The sequence below is a fragment of the Roseovarius nitratireducens genome, from assembly GCF_002925845.1.
In the GTDB taxonomy this organism is placed as follows: Bacteria; Pseudomonadota; Alphaproteobacteria; order Rhodobacterales; family Rhodobacteraceae; genus Roseovarius; species Roseovarius nitratireducens.
This window is the reverse complement of sequence record NZ_PDNI01000036.1, coordinates 42,951-57,117: the sequence shown is the minus strand read 5'-3', so window position 1 is coordinate 57,117 and position 14,167 is coordinate 42,951. Positions and strand designations below refer to the sequence as shown.

Genomic DNA, 14,167 nt, shown 5'->3' with positions numbered 1-14,167 from the left:
ATGCACCGTTTCGCCGATCCCATCGACCGTGCGTTACTGGATGACTGGCAGCGCGATTTCCCGATCGACGCGCGGCCCTTCGCCGCGCTGGCACAGCACCTGGGCACCTCGGAGGCGGATGTGATCGCGCGGCTGCGGGCCAAGCAGGCTGCCGGGCAGATCACCCGCGTCGGGGCCACCGTCGCGCCGGGCACGATCGCGGCCAGCACGCTCGCTGTCGTGTCAGCGCCCGAGGACCGGGTCGAGGAGGTGGCAGCGCTGATCGGGGCGGAGCCGGGAGTAAACCATTCATACCTGCGTGAGAATTCCTGGAACCTGTGGTTCGTCGTCACCGGCCCGGACCGCACCCATGTGGAGGCCACACTGATCCGAATCGGGCAGCGCAGCGGGCTGCGCGTGCTCAACCTCCCGCTGGTGCGACCCTTCAACCTCGATCTGGGATTTTCCCTGCGCGGCGAGACCTGCGTGAGGCCGGTCGCACCGCCACCCGATGTGTCGGTCCTACAGCCCGGCGACCGCGAGATCGTGCAGGCGCTGGCGCGCGGCCTGCCGCTGATCGAGCGCCCCTATGCCCATGTCGGTGACGCGCTGGGGCTGAGCATGGACGAGGTGATCGCACGCGTCCGGGCACTGTCGGCGGCGCGGATCATTGCCCGCCTCGGCGTGATCGTGCGCCACCGCGCGCTTGGCTGGCGATCCAATGCGATGGTCGTCTGGGACATGCCGCATGACGCAATCACGCGCGCCGGGCCGGTTCTTGCGGTCCAACCGGGCGTGACCCTGTGCTACGAACGCAGGCCGGTGGCAGGGGTCTGGCCTTACCGGCTCTATTCCATGATTCACGCCCGCAGCCGGGCCGAAGCGCTGGAAAAGCTGGAGGCGGCGGCACGGCGCCCCGAGCTTAAGGACGTGCCGCACCTGGCGTTGTTTTCAAGCCATTGCTTCAAGCAGACCGGCGCGCTCGTGACCCGCGAAAGGAGCCCGGCATGACCCTCGACGCCACAGACCGGGCGATCCTGAACCGACTACAGGAGGGATTTCCGATCACCCCCGAACCCTTTCGCGTCGTGGCGCAGGAACTGGGGTTGAACGAGGCCGACCTGCTGGCGCGGCTCGAACGGTTGAAGGCAGACCGGATCATCACCCGCTTTGGCCCGTTTTACGACGCCGAGGCAATGGGAGGTGCGTTTTGCCTATGCGCCATGGCGGTGCCCGATGCGGATTTCGAATGCGTTCTGACAAAAGTCAATGCCCGGCCCGAGGTCGCGCATAATTATCAACGCGATCACCGGCTCAACATGTGGTTCGTGCTGGCCACGGAAACGGAAGCAGAAATCGAGGAAATGGCCATGTCGATCGAGCGGGAAACGGGGCTGCGCGTGCTCCGTTTCCCGAAACGCCGGGAATTCTTCATCGGGTTCAGGATAGCCGCATGAGCATCGACGCCACAGATCGCCGCATCATCGCCGCCACGCAGGGCGGGCTGCCGCTGGTACCCGAGCCCTATGCCGCCATCGCGGCGGAGCTGGGGCTGAGCGAGGCCACGCTCTGCAACCGCCTGCATAACATGCAGGCGCGCGGCGTGATCCGTCGCATCGCCGCGGCCCCCAATCATTATGCCTTGGGGATGGTGGCCAATGGCATGTCGGTCTGGGATGTGGAGGATGCGGCAGTGGCAGAACTGGGCGCGCACGTCGGCGCATTGGATTTCGTCAGCCACTGCTACGAGCGCCCCCGCGCCCTGCCAGACTGGCCCTATAACCTGTTCGCCATGATCCACGCGGAGAGCCGCGCCGAGGTCGAGGAGAAGCGCGGGCGCATCGCCGCGCTGTTGGGCGCGGCCTGTCGCGGCCATGACATCCTCTATTCGACCCGGATTCTGAAAAAGACGGGGCTGCGGCTACGGCCCGAAGGAGGCACGTAATGTTTCGCCTGACCGAGTATATGCACCAACTGGTGACCCCCACCCCCGTGCGCCCAAGGCGTGGCGCGGCCGAGGTCAGGCCGGTGGTGATCTGGAACCTTACCCGGCGCTGCAACCTGAAATGCCGGCATTGCTACACGGTCTCCGCGAACGTGGATTTCCCCGGCGAGCTGACCCATGCGCAGGCCATGGCGACGCTGGACGATCTGGGCGATTTCGGAATTCCCGCACTGATTCTGTCGGGGGGCGAACCGCTCGACAGACGGGACCTGTTCGAGGTCGCGCACGCGGCGCGCGACAAGGTGCGGATGCTGGCGTTGTCGACCAATGGGACGCAGATCCATGGCGAGACGGCGGATCGCGTGGCCGAGATCGGCTTTGACTATGTCGGTATTTCCATCGACGGGATCGGCAAAACCAATGACTGGTTTCGCGGAGTCGATGGGGCCTTTGACGACGCATTGCGCGGGGTGCGCGAATGCAAAAAACGCGGCATCAAGGTGGGGCTGCGGTTCACGCTGACGCGGGACAACGCGACCCAATTGCCTGACTTGCTGCAGCTTTGCGATGATGAGGGGGTGGACAAGTTCTACCTCTCGCACCTCGTCTATGCCGGGCGTGGTGACAAGAACCGGGGCGAGGACGCCGTTCACGCCCATACCCGTGCCGCCCTCGACGCGTTGATCGACCGCGCCTGGGTGGCTGCGGCGGACAGCGCGCCGCTCGATATCGTGACTGGCAACAACGATGCCGACGCGGTCTATCTGCTGCGCTGGGCCGAGCGTCACTTTACCCCCGACCGCGTGGCGCATCTGCATGCCCATCTCGAGGCTTGGGGCGGCAATTCCTCCGGCCTCGGCGTGGCCAATATCGACACGCTGGGACGTGTGCATCCCGATACCTACTGGTCGGACTACACCGTGGGGAACGTGAAGACCGCGCGCTTCTCCGATCTGTGGACCGGCGACGACCCGATGCTGGCGCAACTGCGCCGCCGTCCGCGCCCGCTCAAGGGGCGCTGCGGGGCCTGCGCCCATCAGTCGGTCTGCGGCGGCAACACACGTATCCGCGCGCTGCAACTGACCGGCGATCCCTGGGCCGAGGACCCGGCCTGTTACCTTGATGACGACGAGATCGGCGTGCGCGACGCGGGCGACCGCCTGACCGTCACCCCCTTCAGAGGCAAGCGACATGATCCGGCTCATCGTTTCCATTAGCGCGTTGACCCTCGCCGCCGGCATGGCACTGGCAGAACCGGCAGAGACCTACGACGCCCATTGCGCCGCATGCCACGGCGCGGATCGGCTGGGCGGCCTCGGGCCCGCGCTCATCCCCGAGACCCTGGGGCGGATGCGCGGTCCCGACCTGACCCAAGTGATCTCCAGCGGGCGCGCGGCCTCGCAGATGCCCGCCTTTGCCGGTCAGATTGGCGAGGGCGAGATCGCAGCGCTGACCGACTGGTTGCGCAAACCGCTGGCCGAGGTGCCGGAATGGGGCCTGGCCGAGATCGCGGCGACACGCTGGTTCGACCCCGAGTACACCCCCGCCGAGACCCCGGTATTCGACGCCGACCCCCTCAACATCACGCTGGTGGTGGAGACGGGCGACCATCATGTCAGCGTTCTGGATGGTGACACGTTCGAGGTGCTCGACCGATTCCAGACGCCCTTTGCCGTGCATGGCGGCCCGAAATTTTCGCCTGACGGGCGCTATGTCTTCATCATGTCGCGCGATGGCTGGGTGCAGAAATACGATATCTGGTCGCTGCATCAGGTAGGCCGCGTGCGCGCGGGCCTCAACAGCCGCAACATCGCGATGAGCCGGGACGGCAAGTGGCTCGCTGTGGCCAATTACCTGCCGATGACGCTGACGATCCTCGATACCGAAAACCTGAGCGTCGAGAAGGTGATGGCCGTCACGGGCAAGGATGGCACGGCGAGCCGCGTTTCGGCGGTCTACCAGGCGCCGCAGCGCGACAGCTTCATCCTCGCGCTCAAGGATGTGGCGGAAATCTGGGAGGTCGCCACCGACCCCGACGCCGACCCCGTCTACGAGGGCTTCGTTCACAGCCGCCGCAAGGACATGATCGAGGCGCTGCCCTCGTCTCAGGGCCTTTTCGCGCGGCGGCGGATCATGCTGAGCGCACCACTCGACGATTTCTTCTTTACCGACGATTATCGCCACCTGATCGGGGCTGCGCGCGATACCGGGCGCGGCGTGGTGGTCAATCTCAACGTGGGCCGCGAGATCGCCGATCTGCCGCTGCCGGGGATGCCGCATCTGGGATCGGGCATTTCATGGGAGCGGGACGGCCGCCGGGTGATGGCCACGCCGCACCTGAAGGAGGGCAAGCTCTCGATCATCGACACCGAAAGCTGGACCGTGACCGATACCATCAAGACCGACGGCCCGGGCTTCTTCCTGCGCAGCCACGAGAACACGCGCTATTTCTGGGCCGACGTGTTCTTTGGCCCCAACCGCGACGCGATGCACGTCATCGACAAGCAGAGCCTCGAAATCGTGCGCACCCTGCGCCCGGTGCCGGGCGCCACGGTGGCACATGTGGAGTTCACCCGCGACGGCAGCCACGCGCTGGTCTCGGTCTGGGAAGAGGATGGCGCGGTGATCGTCTACGATGCCGAATCGCTGGAGGAGGTGACCCGCCTTCCGATGCGCAAACCCTCGGGAAAATACAATGTATACAACAAGATCACATTCTCCGAAGGCACCAGCCACTAGCCCGCCCATGTCCACGCCCAAACGCCCGCCCCTGCGGCTTTACCTGCTGCTCTACCCGTTCACCGCGCTGGCGGTGGCGATCAACCTCTTCATGCTGGCGCTGATGTGGCAGGCGGTGGGATGGCCCGCCCTGACGCCGGTGACCGCCCTGTGGCTCTGTCTGCCGCTTGGCCTGCCAGCCAACTGGTGGGTGACGCTGTGGGTCAAGGGCCTGATCGACGAGGCCGAAGGGCGCAAATGAGGTGGGCCGCCCCGCGCGTGGCGAGGCGGCCCTTGTATATCGCGCCGAGGCGCTTACTCGAACGTCGCGAGATAGGCGATCACGTCGGCGATCTCCTCTTTTTTGCGCAGGCCGGGAAAGGCCATCTTGGTGCCCTTGGCATATTTACGCGGGCTGTCGAGGAAGGCAGCCAGTTCCTCCTCGGTCCAGACCGCGCCCTCGGCGGCCATTTCCTGGAACACGTCGGAATACTTGAACCCCTCGACAGATGCGACCGGCCCGCCCACGACACCGTTGAGCGCGGGACCAACGCGGTTCTTGGCGCCCTCGCCGACCATGTGACAGGCCTTGCACTTCCGGAATACCTTTTCGCCGGCCTCCGGGTCGCCCTCGGCCCATGCCGGGGCTGCCACGGCAAGTGCGAGAATCGCGGTCACGAGTTTCTTCTTCATGGTGTTTTCCTTTGCTTGGTTGCTGATCTTTCAGGTGAATACCTCGATCCGCGCTCCTGCGAACCGGGCCACGGCGCGGCGCGCCGCGCCCGCATCCAGCAGGCAAAGCGCGGTCGAAAGGCCATCGGCGACAGATGCCCGACGGGCGGAAACGCTGACCAGCGCATGGCGCGGTGCGCGGCCAGAAGGGTCGATGATATGGCCCCGCCCGCCCGGCATGACCGTGCCCATCGGCGCAGAGGTGGCCAACGCGCGGTCGCGCAGCGTCACACGCTCCACCACCCGGCCATCCGGGTCGGCAATGCCCGCGCGCCACGCCGCGCCGTCTGCGCGCCGTCCGCGCGCCACGACCTCGCCAATATCCACCAGCACGTCGCCGAAACCGCGCGCCGCCAGAAGACCGGCGATGCGGTCGGAGACATAGCCCTGCGCGATGCCGTTCAGGGTAAGCGCCATGCCGGGGCGGTCGAACCGCACGGTTCCGGCGTCGAACCGCACGGACTGCCAGCCTACGCGCGACTGCGCCGCGGTCTCTTCCCGGCCCACCGCGCGCGCCTGCCAGAGCGGTTGCACCGACGGATCAAACGCGCCGCCGGTCGCGTCATGGATCGCGCCCGCCAATGCGAGCACCTCCAACAGCTCGGGCGGGGGCGCGTCGAGGCGACCATCCGTATTGAGCCGCACCAGCGCGCTGTCGTCGCGGTAGAGGCTGAATATCCGCTCCAACCGCCGCAACTCGGCCTCCAGCGCGGCAAAGACCGGGCGCGCCTCCAGCGAGGTGACACCCGCGAGGACCATCGTGGCCGATGCACCCAGTGCGACGCCATTCCAGCGGGCGCCCTGGCCTGCAACGGCGGCAGAGGGCGCGGCCAGCGCGGCCGCGGAAATGCTCAGGAAACGGCGACGGGTCAGGGTCATGTCTGGGTCTCCTCCAGCACGATGTCTACGGGGGCGAGCACGGTCTCGGGCGGGATGGCGTCGAGCATCATCACCTCGCCGCCCTTGTCGGCAGCAAACGCACGCGCCGCTGCGACATCCGAAAACGGCACGATCTCGGGCGCGCCCATGCCACCGGTAACGTCTGCGCCCACCACGAAATGCGCGGTGGCGGCCTCGGTCCAGTTGTCGATGCCGGGCGCGTCCCAGCTCGGGGCACGGCCCATGTCGCTGACATAGACGGCACGGATCTCGGCGTCGCGCTCGGGCCCCTTCAGATAGGCCAGCGCATCGCGCACCTGGCTGAAGAAAATCGGATCGGGCAATCCGGCGAGGTGGATCTGCGCCTTGGGGCCGGGGTGCTGGTCGAGCTGCATCATGCAGAAATGGCCCAGCGCATCGCTGGTCATGGTGACGGGGTCGGGGGCGCGCGCCTCCTCTTCCTGGCAGGCGGCCAGGATCAGCATTGCGATCACGGCAAGATGCCTCATGGCTCGACCCTCTCAAAGACCGTCCGCGCCAGCGCAAGCGCCAACACCGGCCACAGCAAGAGCGACAGTGGCGCGGCCCAACCGGGCAGAGCCTCGCCCGCACCCGCCATGCCGGACACCAACGCCACCTCCTGCGCCGCCGAGACGTTCCACAGCCGGAACGCATCCGCCGGGTTGAGCGCCAGAAGCCATGGGAAAACGTGCTTGGTAAACCCGCCCCCCGCATCCATCACCAGCGCGCCGAGCAACCCGAGGTCGTAGAGCACCACCAGCACCAGCCACAGTGCCACCGCCAGCCCCGCGGCCCCCGCGCCGCTGCCCGACAGCGCCGACGCAACATAGCCCAGCGCAAGGAAGCAGGCCCCCAGCAGGATCGCCGTGGCGATGAGCCGCGCGAGCGCCTGCACGCTCGCCGGTCCCGCGCCCCCCGCGAGCCAGGCCGCCACCCCGGCAGAGCCGAGGCCGAGCGCGATGGCGATGGCCAGCACCGCAAGATGCGCCGCGAACTTGCCCAGCAGCATTTCGCCGCGGCTGAGCGGGTAGGTGAGCGTGAGGCCCAGCGTGCCGCGCTCCGCCTCTCCCGCGATGGCGTCGAAGGCGATCATCAGCGCGAGGAAGGGCGCGAGGTATACCGCGAGCGTCGTCATCGAAGCGACCGAGACCGTCAGCAAATCCACCCCCAGCGATCCGGTGGGCGCCGATCCGGCAAAGGTCAGCGCCAGCGCGAAGAGCGTCATCAGCACCGTGGCCGACGCCAGCCAGCGGTTGCGCGTCTGAATGCGGAATTCGGTCGCCGCAATAGCCATGATCCGGGTGATCATTGCCTGTTCTCCCCGCAATAGTGTCGATAGAGGTCCTCCAGGCTCGGTGGCACCATCTCGACATCGCGCACCGCTTCACCCAGCCCCGAGATACGCGCGAGCTGCGCCATCTTCTGCTCGGTCGTGCAGTCCAACTCAACGGCGCGACCATTGACGCGCCGCCCGCCAAGCTCGGCCTGCACCGCCTCTGCCGCGCCCTCGCGCGCCGTGAGGCGGATGCGCGTGGGCAGCGCGGCGGCGCGCGCGAGGTTACCAAGGCTGTCATCCGCCACCAGCCGCCCCTTGGCCATGATCGCGATGCGGTCGGTGCGCGCCTCCAGCTCGGTGAGCGCATGGCTCGCGATCAGGAGCGCGGTGCCGTTCGCCGCCATCTCGTCGATAACGGCGTAGAGATCGTGGCGCGAGATCGGGTCGAGGCCGCTCGTCGGCTCGTCCAAAAGCGCCACGCGTCGGCGGCCGAGAAGCGCTTGTGCCAGCCCCAGCCGCTGCCGCATCCCCTTGGAATATGTCCCGATGCGACCGTCGGCCGCCAGGGCCAGCCCGACCCGTTCAAGCAGCGGCGCGACGGTTTTCGGATGCTCGCCCGCCAGCCGCGCGAACATGGTCAGTTGCTCGCGCCCCGTCAGCGATCTGTGAAACGCCACCTGCTCGGGCAGGTAGGCGGTGGCGGCGCGCGCCGCCGCGCTGCCAGGCGCATTACCGGCCACGCGGATGCTGCCCGCGCCGGGCCGGATCAACCCGAGGATCATCTTGATGAGCGTGGATTTGCCCGCGCCGTTATGACCCAGAAGCGCCACCCGCTCGCCCGGGGCCACATTGAGCGTGATACCCCCGAGCACCTGCGTGCGCCCGAAGCTCTTGTCCAGCCCCGCGATGGCCAGCGCCGTGTCACGATCCGTCATGTCTCAGCTCCCAGTCCGGGATGGAAATCTCCACCGGCTGCATCATTGGCGCACGGTCCACCACGCCACCCGGCAACAGCGCCGGAAACGCCGATTGCGCCCATTTAACCAGTTGCACGGCCGGCGAGCCCAATAGCAGCTTGGCCGCCGGTTGCGTCCACAGGATGTGATCCATGCTGTCATTGGGCCGGTAGGGCGCATCGGCGATGCCGTCGCCGTCGAGGTCATAGCCCGCGAAATCAGACCAGTAATTGCCGCGCCCGCCTTCGCTCCAGTCCACCCAGGTGGAGCCCACGTATTTTACCTGCGTGCGGTTTCCGACAAAGGCGTTGCCGGTAATCCTGTTGCGCTCGGATCCGGCGGTGAAATGCACGCCGATGTCGCAGCGCTCGAACCGGTTGCCGGTGATCTCGTTCTTGTGGGCATTATAGATGAACAGGCATTTTGTACCGCCGCCCAGAACCAGATTGTCCCGCACCTCCGAGCCATTGGTATAATTTAGCATCACCCCGTGCTCGGCATCGTTCACCGAGACGTTGTCGATGATCTTCACACCCCGCGAATACATCACGGCAAAGCCAAGGCCGTTGCCGATGGAGAGATTGCCGCGCACCTCCGAGCGGTTGGCATACATATAGTGCACCGCAAAGCGCAGGTCGCGGAAACGGTTTCCGACAAAGGCGTTGGAATGCGACGTGTTGACAAAGATGCCGTCGCGGCCCCAGCGGACATCGTTGCCGATGACCCGGGCACCGGGCGCGTTCCAGACATAGACACCGTTGCCGCGTTCGTTCATCCGGTGGTCCTGCCGTCCCTCGATCACGTTGCGTGCGACCAGCGCGTCGCGCGCGCCGTGGATATCCACGCCGTAGAGGTTGCCGGTCAGGCGATTGCCCGTCACACGGGCCTCATCCGCCCCTTTCAGCAGGCGAATACCGCTGTCGAGAGATTCGTGATCGTTGCCCGATCCGGTGATGGCACAGCCGGTGATCGTCACGTCGGGCGCCGTCACCTCGAGGACGGAGCCCTGCCCGCCGCCGTCAATCCGCGCGCCCGGCGCGCAATCGAGGGTCAGCGGTTTGTCAATCTCTATGCCGCCCCGATGGCGACCGGGGCCGAGGCGGAGGGTCTCCCCCGCCCCGGCGTTTTCAATGGCCTGTGCCAGCGCCGTGCCACCTGCCGGGATCTCGCGATCCGCGGCCGGGGCCATCGGGGACCACGCGACCCAGATCAACCAGATCAGAAGCGGCAGCAGCAGGCGCAGCATGATTCAGGCCCCCTGCGGCTCGACCAGCATCCGGCCGCGCATCTCCATATGGAGCGCGTGGCAGAACCACTGGCAGTAGAACCAGTGCACGCCCGGACGGTCGGCGGTGAAGGTGACCGAGGCGGTGGCTTGCGGCGCGACCTCCATCGCCACCCCGTAGTTCGAAATGGTCAGCCCGTGGGTCACGTCATCGATATCGTCGAGATTGGTGACGTAGATCGTCACCTCGTCGCCCTGCCGCACGGTGAATTTCTCCATCGAGAAGGTCGGGGCTATGGACCACATGTAGATGCGCACCTTGTTGCCGTCGCGGATCGGCTCGGGGTGACCGTCCTCCAGCACCACGCCATCGGCCTCGGCCTGCTTGCGCGCCTCTTCCCACGTCGGATCGTTGCGGTCCCAGACATTCACCGGGTTTACGATATCGCGACGCACGATGACGCAGTCATGCGGCTCGGCAAAGGTCGGGCCATCATGAACGACCGGCATGTCATCCTGCGTGATGTCCAGAAGCTGCTCGTTCTCAGGCTTGAGCGGTCCGACATTTATGAACCGATCCTTGGAGAACTTATTAAGCGAGATCAGCCACTTGCCATCTGCCTCTTTGGTCTCTCCCATCGAGGTGTGGTTGTGACCGGGCTGGTACATCACGTCGGTCTTGGTCACGATCGGATCCACGTCCTCGCCGGCATAGGCGCGCACGGCCTTCTCGATGTCCCATTTCACGATCTGGCTGTCGAGGAACAGCGTCGTATAGGCCATACCCTTGTCGTCGAAGGCGGTATGAAGCGGCCCAAGGCCCAGTTCCGGTTCCGCCACGATGCAGGAGCGTTCATCGGCATTGTCGGTAAAAAGCGCATCGACCTTGGTCACGTCGATCACCGAACAGGTCGGGGACAGCTTGCCATTGATGACCACGTGGCGCCCGTCCGGCGCAGTGTTGCAGCCATGCGGGCTGTTGGGGACTGGCACGTAGCGGGTATAGTTCTTGTTGCGTTCCTTGCGGCCGTCGATCACCTTCACGCCGCTGTACTCGGTGTAATCGCCCGCCGCGATACCCTTCTCGATCTCCTTGATGTTAAAGATCACGCAATGGTCCATCTCGCTCTCGGTCATCTCGGCGAGGTTCATCCCCATTTCCGAGTTGTACGAGGTCGAGAAGGCATACTTGCCCTGATAATCGGCATCGCAGTTATCAAGGTTGCCCGACACCATCACCTGCCACGCGATTTCCATCGTGTCACCGTCGATGGCGGTAAAGATGTTCACGTATTCCTCGGGCTGATCGAGGATCGTGCCATCGTTGACGATCGGCATTTCATGCTCGCCATTGGCAAAGACATAGCCGGTACGCGGGTATTTCTGCGGGCGCAGCCCGTGAATGTCGCCGGTATTGGGGATCTCGATGATCTTGTCGCATTTCATCACGTCACAACGCACCCGCGCCACGCGGGTGTTGGCCTTGTCGTTCATGAACAGGTAGCGACCGTCATAGGTCCCGTCGGTAAAGGACATGTGCGGGTGGTGCAGGTCGCCGTTGTCATAGGTGACCTTGCCGCGCTTGGCGAGGAACGCCTTGGTTTCCTCGGTCAACCCTTCGGTCAGTACCTTGAGGCTCTCGTTGGTCTGGCCCCAGCCGGTGGCCGAACAGCGGTTGAACACCGGTACGCGCATCAGCTCGCGCATGGACGGAAATCCGAGGATGCGCATCTCTCCGGTCTGGCCCGAGGACCAGAAGCCGTAATACTCGTCCAGCTCGCCGGGGGCGAGATTGACCTTGCCCGCCGCCTGCGCCATCGGCGCACTGGCGAACAGGCCCGCACCGCCGGTGGTGACCGCGAGCGCGCCGGTGGCGGTGGCCCCCAGCATGCCCCGCCGGCTCAGTTTCATCTGTGTTTTGTCGTCAGACATTAGTGGGTCTCCTTTCCCGCTGTCTTGGGGCTGACGAGGCGCTCCAGCGCGCCTCCATCGGCCTCCTGCGACGCGCGGTCCTTCGCGCGTCGTTTCAGTTGCCGGATGATTACCGGGCATTTCGCGTCGGACTGGTAGAGCACCTGGCAGTGCAGGCAGTTGACGCATTCGTTGGGGTTGATCTCGCCCGTGGGGTGGATCGCCTGTACCGGGCATTCATGGGCGCAGGTCTGGCACGGGCTGCCGCATTCGCGGTAGCGCTTGAGCCAGTCGAACATCCGCATCCGCGCCGGGATCGCCAGCGCCGCGCCCAGCGGACAGAGATAGCGGCAGTAGAACCGCTCGATGAACAGCCCGATCACCAAGAGCACCACGGCAAAGACCACGAAGGGCCAGTCGCGCACGAATTTGAGGATGATCGCGGTCTTGAAGGGCTCTACCTCGGCCAGTTTCTCGGCCATCGGCATCGAGGCGAGCGAGACGCCGAACAGGCCGAGGAAGATCATGTACTTCACCGGCCAGAGCCGCTCATGCAGACCCCAGGGCAGCGTCCATTGCGGCACCTTCAGCAGCCGCGCAACCCGGTTGGTCAGCTCTTGCAGCGCGCCGAATGGGCACAGCCAGCCGCAATAGGCCCCCCGTCCCCAGAAAATCAGCGCCGCGGCCACCGCGAACCACTGGATGAACACCAGCGGGTCCATCAGGAACGCGTCCCAGGTAAACCCCTCGCGCAGCGATCCTGCCAGCGCCATCAGGTTCACGACCGACAGTTGCGCGTTGGCATACCAGCCGAGGAACACCAGCGTGACGGTGAGGAACGACATGCGAAACCACAGGTAGGCGCGCGGGTGGGCGGTGATCTGCATCTGGAAGAAGAACGCACCGGTAAGCACCGTCAGCATCACCGCCAGCACCGCGATCTCGGGCGTCTTGTCGCGCCAGATGCGCTGCCACAGCGCGGCCTTGGCGGCGGCCTCTTCATCGGGGGCGTTGATCTGCGGCGCGGGGGCCAGCGGCACGAGGTAGCGCTCGGGCAGGCGGTAGCCGAGGTCGAACGTGACGAAGGTCTTTTCCACCGCGCCCACGGCCCGCTGCACCAACAGTTGCAGGCGCCACGGCTCTGCCGGATCAAAGCCGCTGTCGGCGGGGATGCGGAATATGTCGAGCTCGGTGAAACTCGGAGCGCCATCCGCCGCGATCTCGCCCAGCCGCCGGTGATCGCGGTCGAAGAACCGCACCGACCGGTCCCCCTGGATAAGCTGTATCCGGTCGAAGATGCCGCCGCGCACATACCCCGACCCCTTGAAGGAATAGCGCCCGCGCCCGGCGACGAGCAGCGCGTGGTCGCCCTCGTTCAGCCAGCCTTGCAGGTTGGCGTATTCGTTCTCGCCCAGCAGGCTGCGCCCGATGGTGGGCACGCTGACCAAGGCGGCGCGCATGTCGATGAAGGTGGCCTCGTCCGGGCCCTTCTCGGGCCGTGCGACAGCACGGTCATCGCCGCTCTCGGCAAAGGCGCGGTTGACTTGCCCCACGTCCAGCGTCAGCCCGCTCACCGATCCGTCGCCGGCCAGCACCTGCCAGTCCTCGACCGTGCCCTCGCCGGGCCTCAACTCGCGCGCGGGCCCCGTTTTAGCCACCGGCGAGAGGCCCCCCAGCCCCAGCGCGCGCGCCACCTTGAGCCCGCCGCGCACGAGGCTGTCGTCGATCACCATCACCGTGACCGTGGCGCCCGAGATGATGTCGAGATCATGCGCCGTGCCGGATTCGGCAGCCTCGGCCTTGAGGTCGAGCCCGGAATAGCCCTCGATCACGCGGCGCATCTTGGATTCGGGGATGCCGATAAGCACGATGGGCTCGGAATGCTCGACCAGCGCCGCACCGGTCACGACCGCATCATCGTCGATCGCGGCGACGACGTGGATTGGCTTGCCCGAATAGCCGGTGGTGCCTGCGAAATCCGATGTCAGGAAGGCCCACGCCACCGTCTCGCCATTCCGCAATACCGGGGCGACGGGCACGTCTTCGCGCAGCGCGCCAAAGCCGTCGGCCCCATCGACCAACGTGGCGGGATCGAGGTCAGGCAGAAAGCGGCCAAGCTGTGCCCCCTCCTGCGCCTGCGCCGCCATAGCGGACAGGACAAGACCGAGGGCCAGGACAAGACGAGAGACGAGATGCGCGACCATGAGACCCCGGCGATCAGATTGCTTGGGCTGGAGCTATGTGATGAGGCTGAGGACCGCGTTGACCAAAGTCAAGCGTTGCAGATCACAGCGGCGCGCGGGACAATCAGAGGCTAGTAGTGCGGCGGGCGTTCCGCGCCGAGCACGACGCTGCCCTCGCCCTCTCCCTCGCGGTTCGACTCGCGGCGCAGGAGCCAGGCCACCTGCGCGCGCAGTTGCTCGATCTCGCGATCCTGCCGGGCGATGACGTCCGACAGGTCGTCCACCGCGCGGATAAGATGGGCCAGGCGTTCCTCGATCTCGGTCATGGCGCGGGCTTACGCG

At 66.0% G+C, this 14,167-nt stretch carries 15 protein-coding genes; 6 read left to right on the top strand and 9 right to left on the bottom strand.

The features are described 5' to 3' along the window. Genes ahbB (CRJ03_RS07060) through CRJ03_RS07035 form a run of 6 tightly spaced genes read left to right on the top strand, consistent with a single transcriptional unit; the run spans nt 1 to nt 4,904 of the window. On the top strand, nt 1-990 hold the full coding sequence (ahbB, locus tag CRJ03_RS07060) for a siroheme decarboxylase subunit beta (protein WP_104018196.1): 990 nt from the start codon (nt 1-3) through the stop codon (nt 988-990). After that, entirely contained in the window at nt 987-1,436 is a 450-nt protein-coding gene (locus tag CRJ03_RS07055) for an Lrp/AsnC family transcriptional regulator (protein ID WP_104018195.1), read from the top strand. The genes ahbB (CRJ03_RS07060) and CRJ03_RS07055 overlap by 4 nt, the downstream gene beginning before the upstream one ends. Continuing rightward, nucleotides 1,433-1,924, top strand: a complete 492-nt coding sequence (gene ahbB / locus CRJ03_RS07050; RefSeq protein WP_104018194.1) for a siroheme decarboxylase subunit beta — start codon at nt 1,433-1,435, stop codon at nt 1,922-1,924. Before CRJ03_RS07055 ends, ahbB (CRJ03_RS07050) begins: the two co-directional genes overlap by 4 nt. Then, entirely contained in the window at nt 1,924-3,141 is a 1,218-nt protein-coding gene (gene nirJ / locus CRJ03_RS07045) for a heme d1 biosynthesis radical SAM protein NirJ (RefSeq protein WP_104018193.1), read from the top strand. The genes ahbB (CRJ03_RS07050) and nirJ overlap by 1 nt, the downstream gene beginning before the upstream one ends. Beyond that, nucleotides 3,116-4,663 (top strand): nitrite reductase, encoded by a 1,548-nt coding sequence (locus CRJ03_RS07040; protein ID WP_104018192.1) that lies wholly within the window; start codon nt 3,116-3,118, stop codon nt 4,661-4,663. Before nirJ ends, CRJ03_RS07040 begins: the two co-directional genes overlap by 26 nt. A gap of 7 nt (nt 4,664-4,670) precedes the next feature. After that, nucleotides 4,671-4,904, top strand: coding sequence for a hypothetical protein (locus CRJ03_RS07035; RefSeq protein ID WP_104018191.1), 234 nt, complete (start codon nt 4,671-4,673; stop codon nt 4,902-4,904). Between the two features lie 53 nt (nt 4,905-4,957). Here CRJ03_RS07035 and CRJ03_RS07030 read toward each other — a convergent pair whose 3' ends face one another. The 9 genes from CRJ03_RS07030 to CRJ03_RS06990 form a co-directional block, all read right to left on the bottom strand. Further along, a complete protein-coding gene (locus tag CRJ03_RS07030) occupies nt 4,958-5,335 on the bottom strand; it encodes a c-type cytochrome (RefSeq protein WP_104018190.1) in 378 nt (125 codons plus the stop codon). Nucleotides 5,336-5,365: 30 nt separating this feature from the next. After that, nucleotides 5,366-6,253, bottom strand: a complete 888-nt coding sequence (locus tag CRJ03_RS07025; protein WP_104018189.1) for an FAD:protein FMN transferase — start codon at nt 6,251-6,253, stop codon at nt 5,366-5,368. After that, nucleotides 6,250-6,762, bottom strand: a complete 513-nt coding sequence (locus CRJ03_RS07020; RefSeq protein WP_104018188.1) for a nitrous oxide reductase accessory protein NosL — start codon at nt 6,760-6,762, stop codon at nt 6,250-6,252. The genes CRJ03_RS07025 and CRJ03_RS07020 overlap by 4 nt, the downstream gene beginning before the upstream one ends. Beyond that, nucleotides 6,759-7,580 carry an ABC transporter permease gene (locus tag CRJ03_RS07015; protein WP_104018325.1) on the bottom strand — a complete coding sequence of 274 codons (822 nt, stop codon included), beginning with the start codon at nt 7,578-7,580 and terminating at the stop codon, nt 6,759-6,761. The genes CRJ03_RS07020 and CRJ03_RS07015 overlap by 4 nt, the downstream gene beginning before the upstream one ends. Beyond that, entirely contained in the window at nt 7,580-8,485 is a 906-nt protein-coding gene (locus CRJ03_RS07010) for an ABC transporter ATP-binding protein (RefSeq protein WP_104018187.1), read from the bottom strand. Before CRJ03_RS07010 ends, CRJ03_RS07015 begins: the two co-directional genes overlap by 1 nt. Beyond that, nucleotides 8,472-9,752: a nitrous oxide reductase family maturation protein NosD gene (locus CRJ03_RS07005; RefSeq protein ID WP_104018186.1), complete on the bottom strand. Its 1,281-nt coding sequence runs from the start codon at nt 9,750-9,752 to the stop codon at nt 8,472-8,474. Before CRJ03_RS07005 ends, CRJ03_RS07010 begins: the two co-directional genes overlap by 14 nt. Before the next feature lie 3 nt (nt 9,753-9,755). Beyond that, entirely contained in the window at nt 9,756-11,663 is a 1,908-nt protein-coding gene (nosZ, locus tag CRJ03_RS07000; protein ID WP_104018185.1) for a TAT-dependent nitrous-oxide reductase, read from the bottom strand. Beyond that, on the bottom strand, nt 11,663-13,846 hold the full coding sequence (locus tag CRJ03_RS06995; RefSeq protein ID WP_104018184.1) for a NosR/NirI family protein: 2,184 nt from the start codon (nt 13,844-13,846) through the stop codon (nt 11,663-11,665). Before CRJ03_RS06995 ends, nosZ begins: the two co-directional genes overlap by 1 nt. Nucleotides 13,847-13,956: 110 nt before the next feature. Further along, on the bottom strand, nt 13,957-14,151 hold the full coding sequence (locus CRJ03_RS06990; protein ID WP_104018183.1) for a SlyX family protein: 195 nt from the start codon (nt 14,149-14,151) through the stop codon (nt 13,957-13,959). Between the last annotated feature and the right edge of the window lie 16 nt (nt 14,152-14,167).

What these genes read in the sequence shown, in the direction of transcription:
- CRJ03_RS06995 (WP_104018184.1), bottom strand. Translation starts at nt 13,846, where the DNA reads ATGGTCGCGCATCTCGTCTCTCGTCTTGTCCTGGCCCTCGGTCTTGTC.
- CRJ03_RS07010 (WP_104018187.1), bottom strand. Translation starts at nt 8,485, where the DNA reads ATGACGGATCGTGACACGGCGCTGGCCATCGCGGGGCTGGACAAGAGC.
- ahbB (WP_104018196.1), top strand. Translation starts at nt 1, where the DNA reads ATGCACCGTTTCGCCGATCCCATCGACCGTGCGTTACTGGATGACTGG.
- CRJ03_RS07020 (WP_104018188.1), bottom strand. Translation starts at nt 6,762, where the DNA reads ATGAGGCATCTTGCCGTGATCGCAATGCTGATCCTGGCCGCCTGCCAG.
- CRJ03_RS07025 (WP_104018189.1), bottom strand. Translation starts at nt 6,253, where the DNA reads ATGACCCTGACCCGTCGCCGTTTCCTGAGCATTTCCGCGGCCGCGCTG.
- CRJ03_RS07035 (WP_104018191.1), top strand. Translation starts at nt 4,671, where the DNA reads ATGTCCACGCCCAAACGCCCGCCCCTGCGGCTTTACCTGCTGCTCTAC.
- CRJ03_RS07030 (WP_104018190.1), bottom strand. Translation starts at nt 5,335, where the DNA reads ATGAAGAAGAAACTCGTGACCGCGATTCTCGCACTTGCCGTGGCAGCC.
- CRJ03_RS07005 (WP_104018186.1), bottom strand. Translation starts at nt 9,752, where the DNA reads ATGCTGCGCCTGCTGCTGCCGCTTCTGATCTGGTTGATCTGGGTCGCG.
- CRJ03_RS07055 (WP_104018195.1), top strand. Translation starts at nt 987, where the DNA reads ATGACCCTCGACGCCACAGACCGGGCGATCCTGAACCGACTACAGGAG.
- nosZ (WP_104018185.1), bottom strand. Translation starts at nt 11,663, where the DNA reads ATGTCTGACGACAAAACACAGATGAAACTGAGCCGGCGGGGCATGCTG.
- CRJ03_RS06990 (WP_104018183.1), bottom strand. Translation starts at nt 14,151, where the DNA reads ATGACCGAGATCGAGGAACGCCTGGCCCATCTTATCCGCGCGGTGGAC.
- ahbB (WP_104018194.1), top strand. Translation starts at nt 1,433, where the DNA reads ATGAGCATCGACGCCACAGATCGCCGCATCATCGCCGCCACGCAGGGC.
- CRJ03_RS07040 (WP_104018192.1), top strand. Translation starts at nt 3,116, where the DNA reads ATGATCCGGCTCATCGTTTCCATTAGCGCGTTGACCCTCGCCGCCGGC.
- nirJ (WP_104018193.1), top strand. Translation starts at nt 1,924, where the DNA reads ATGTTTCGCCTGACCGAGTATATGCACCAACTGGTGACCCCCACCCCC.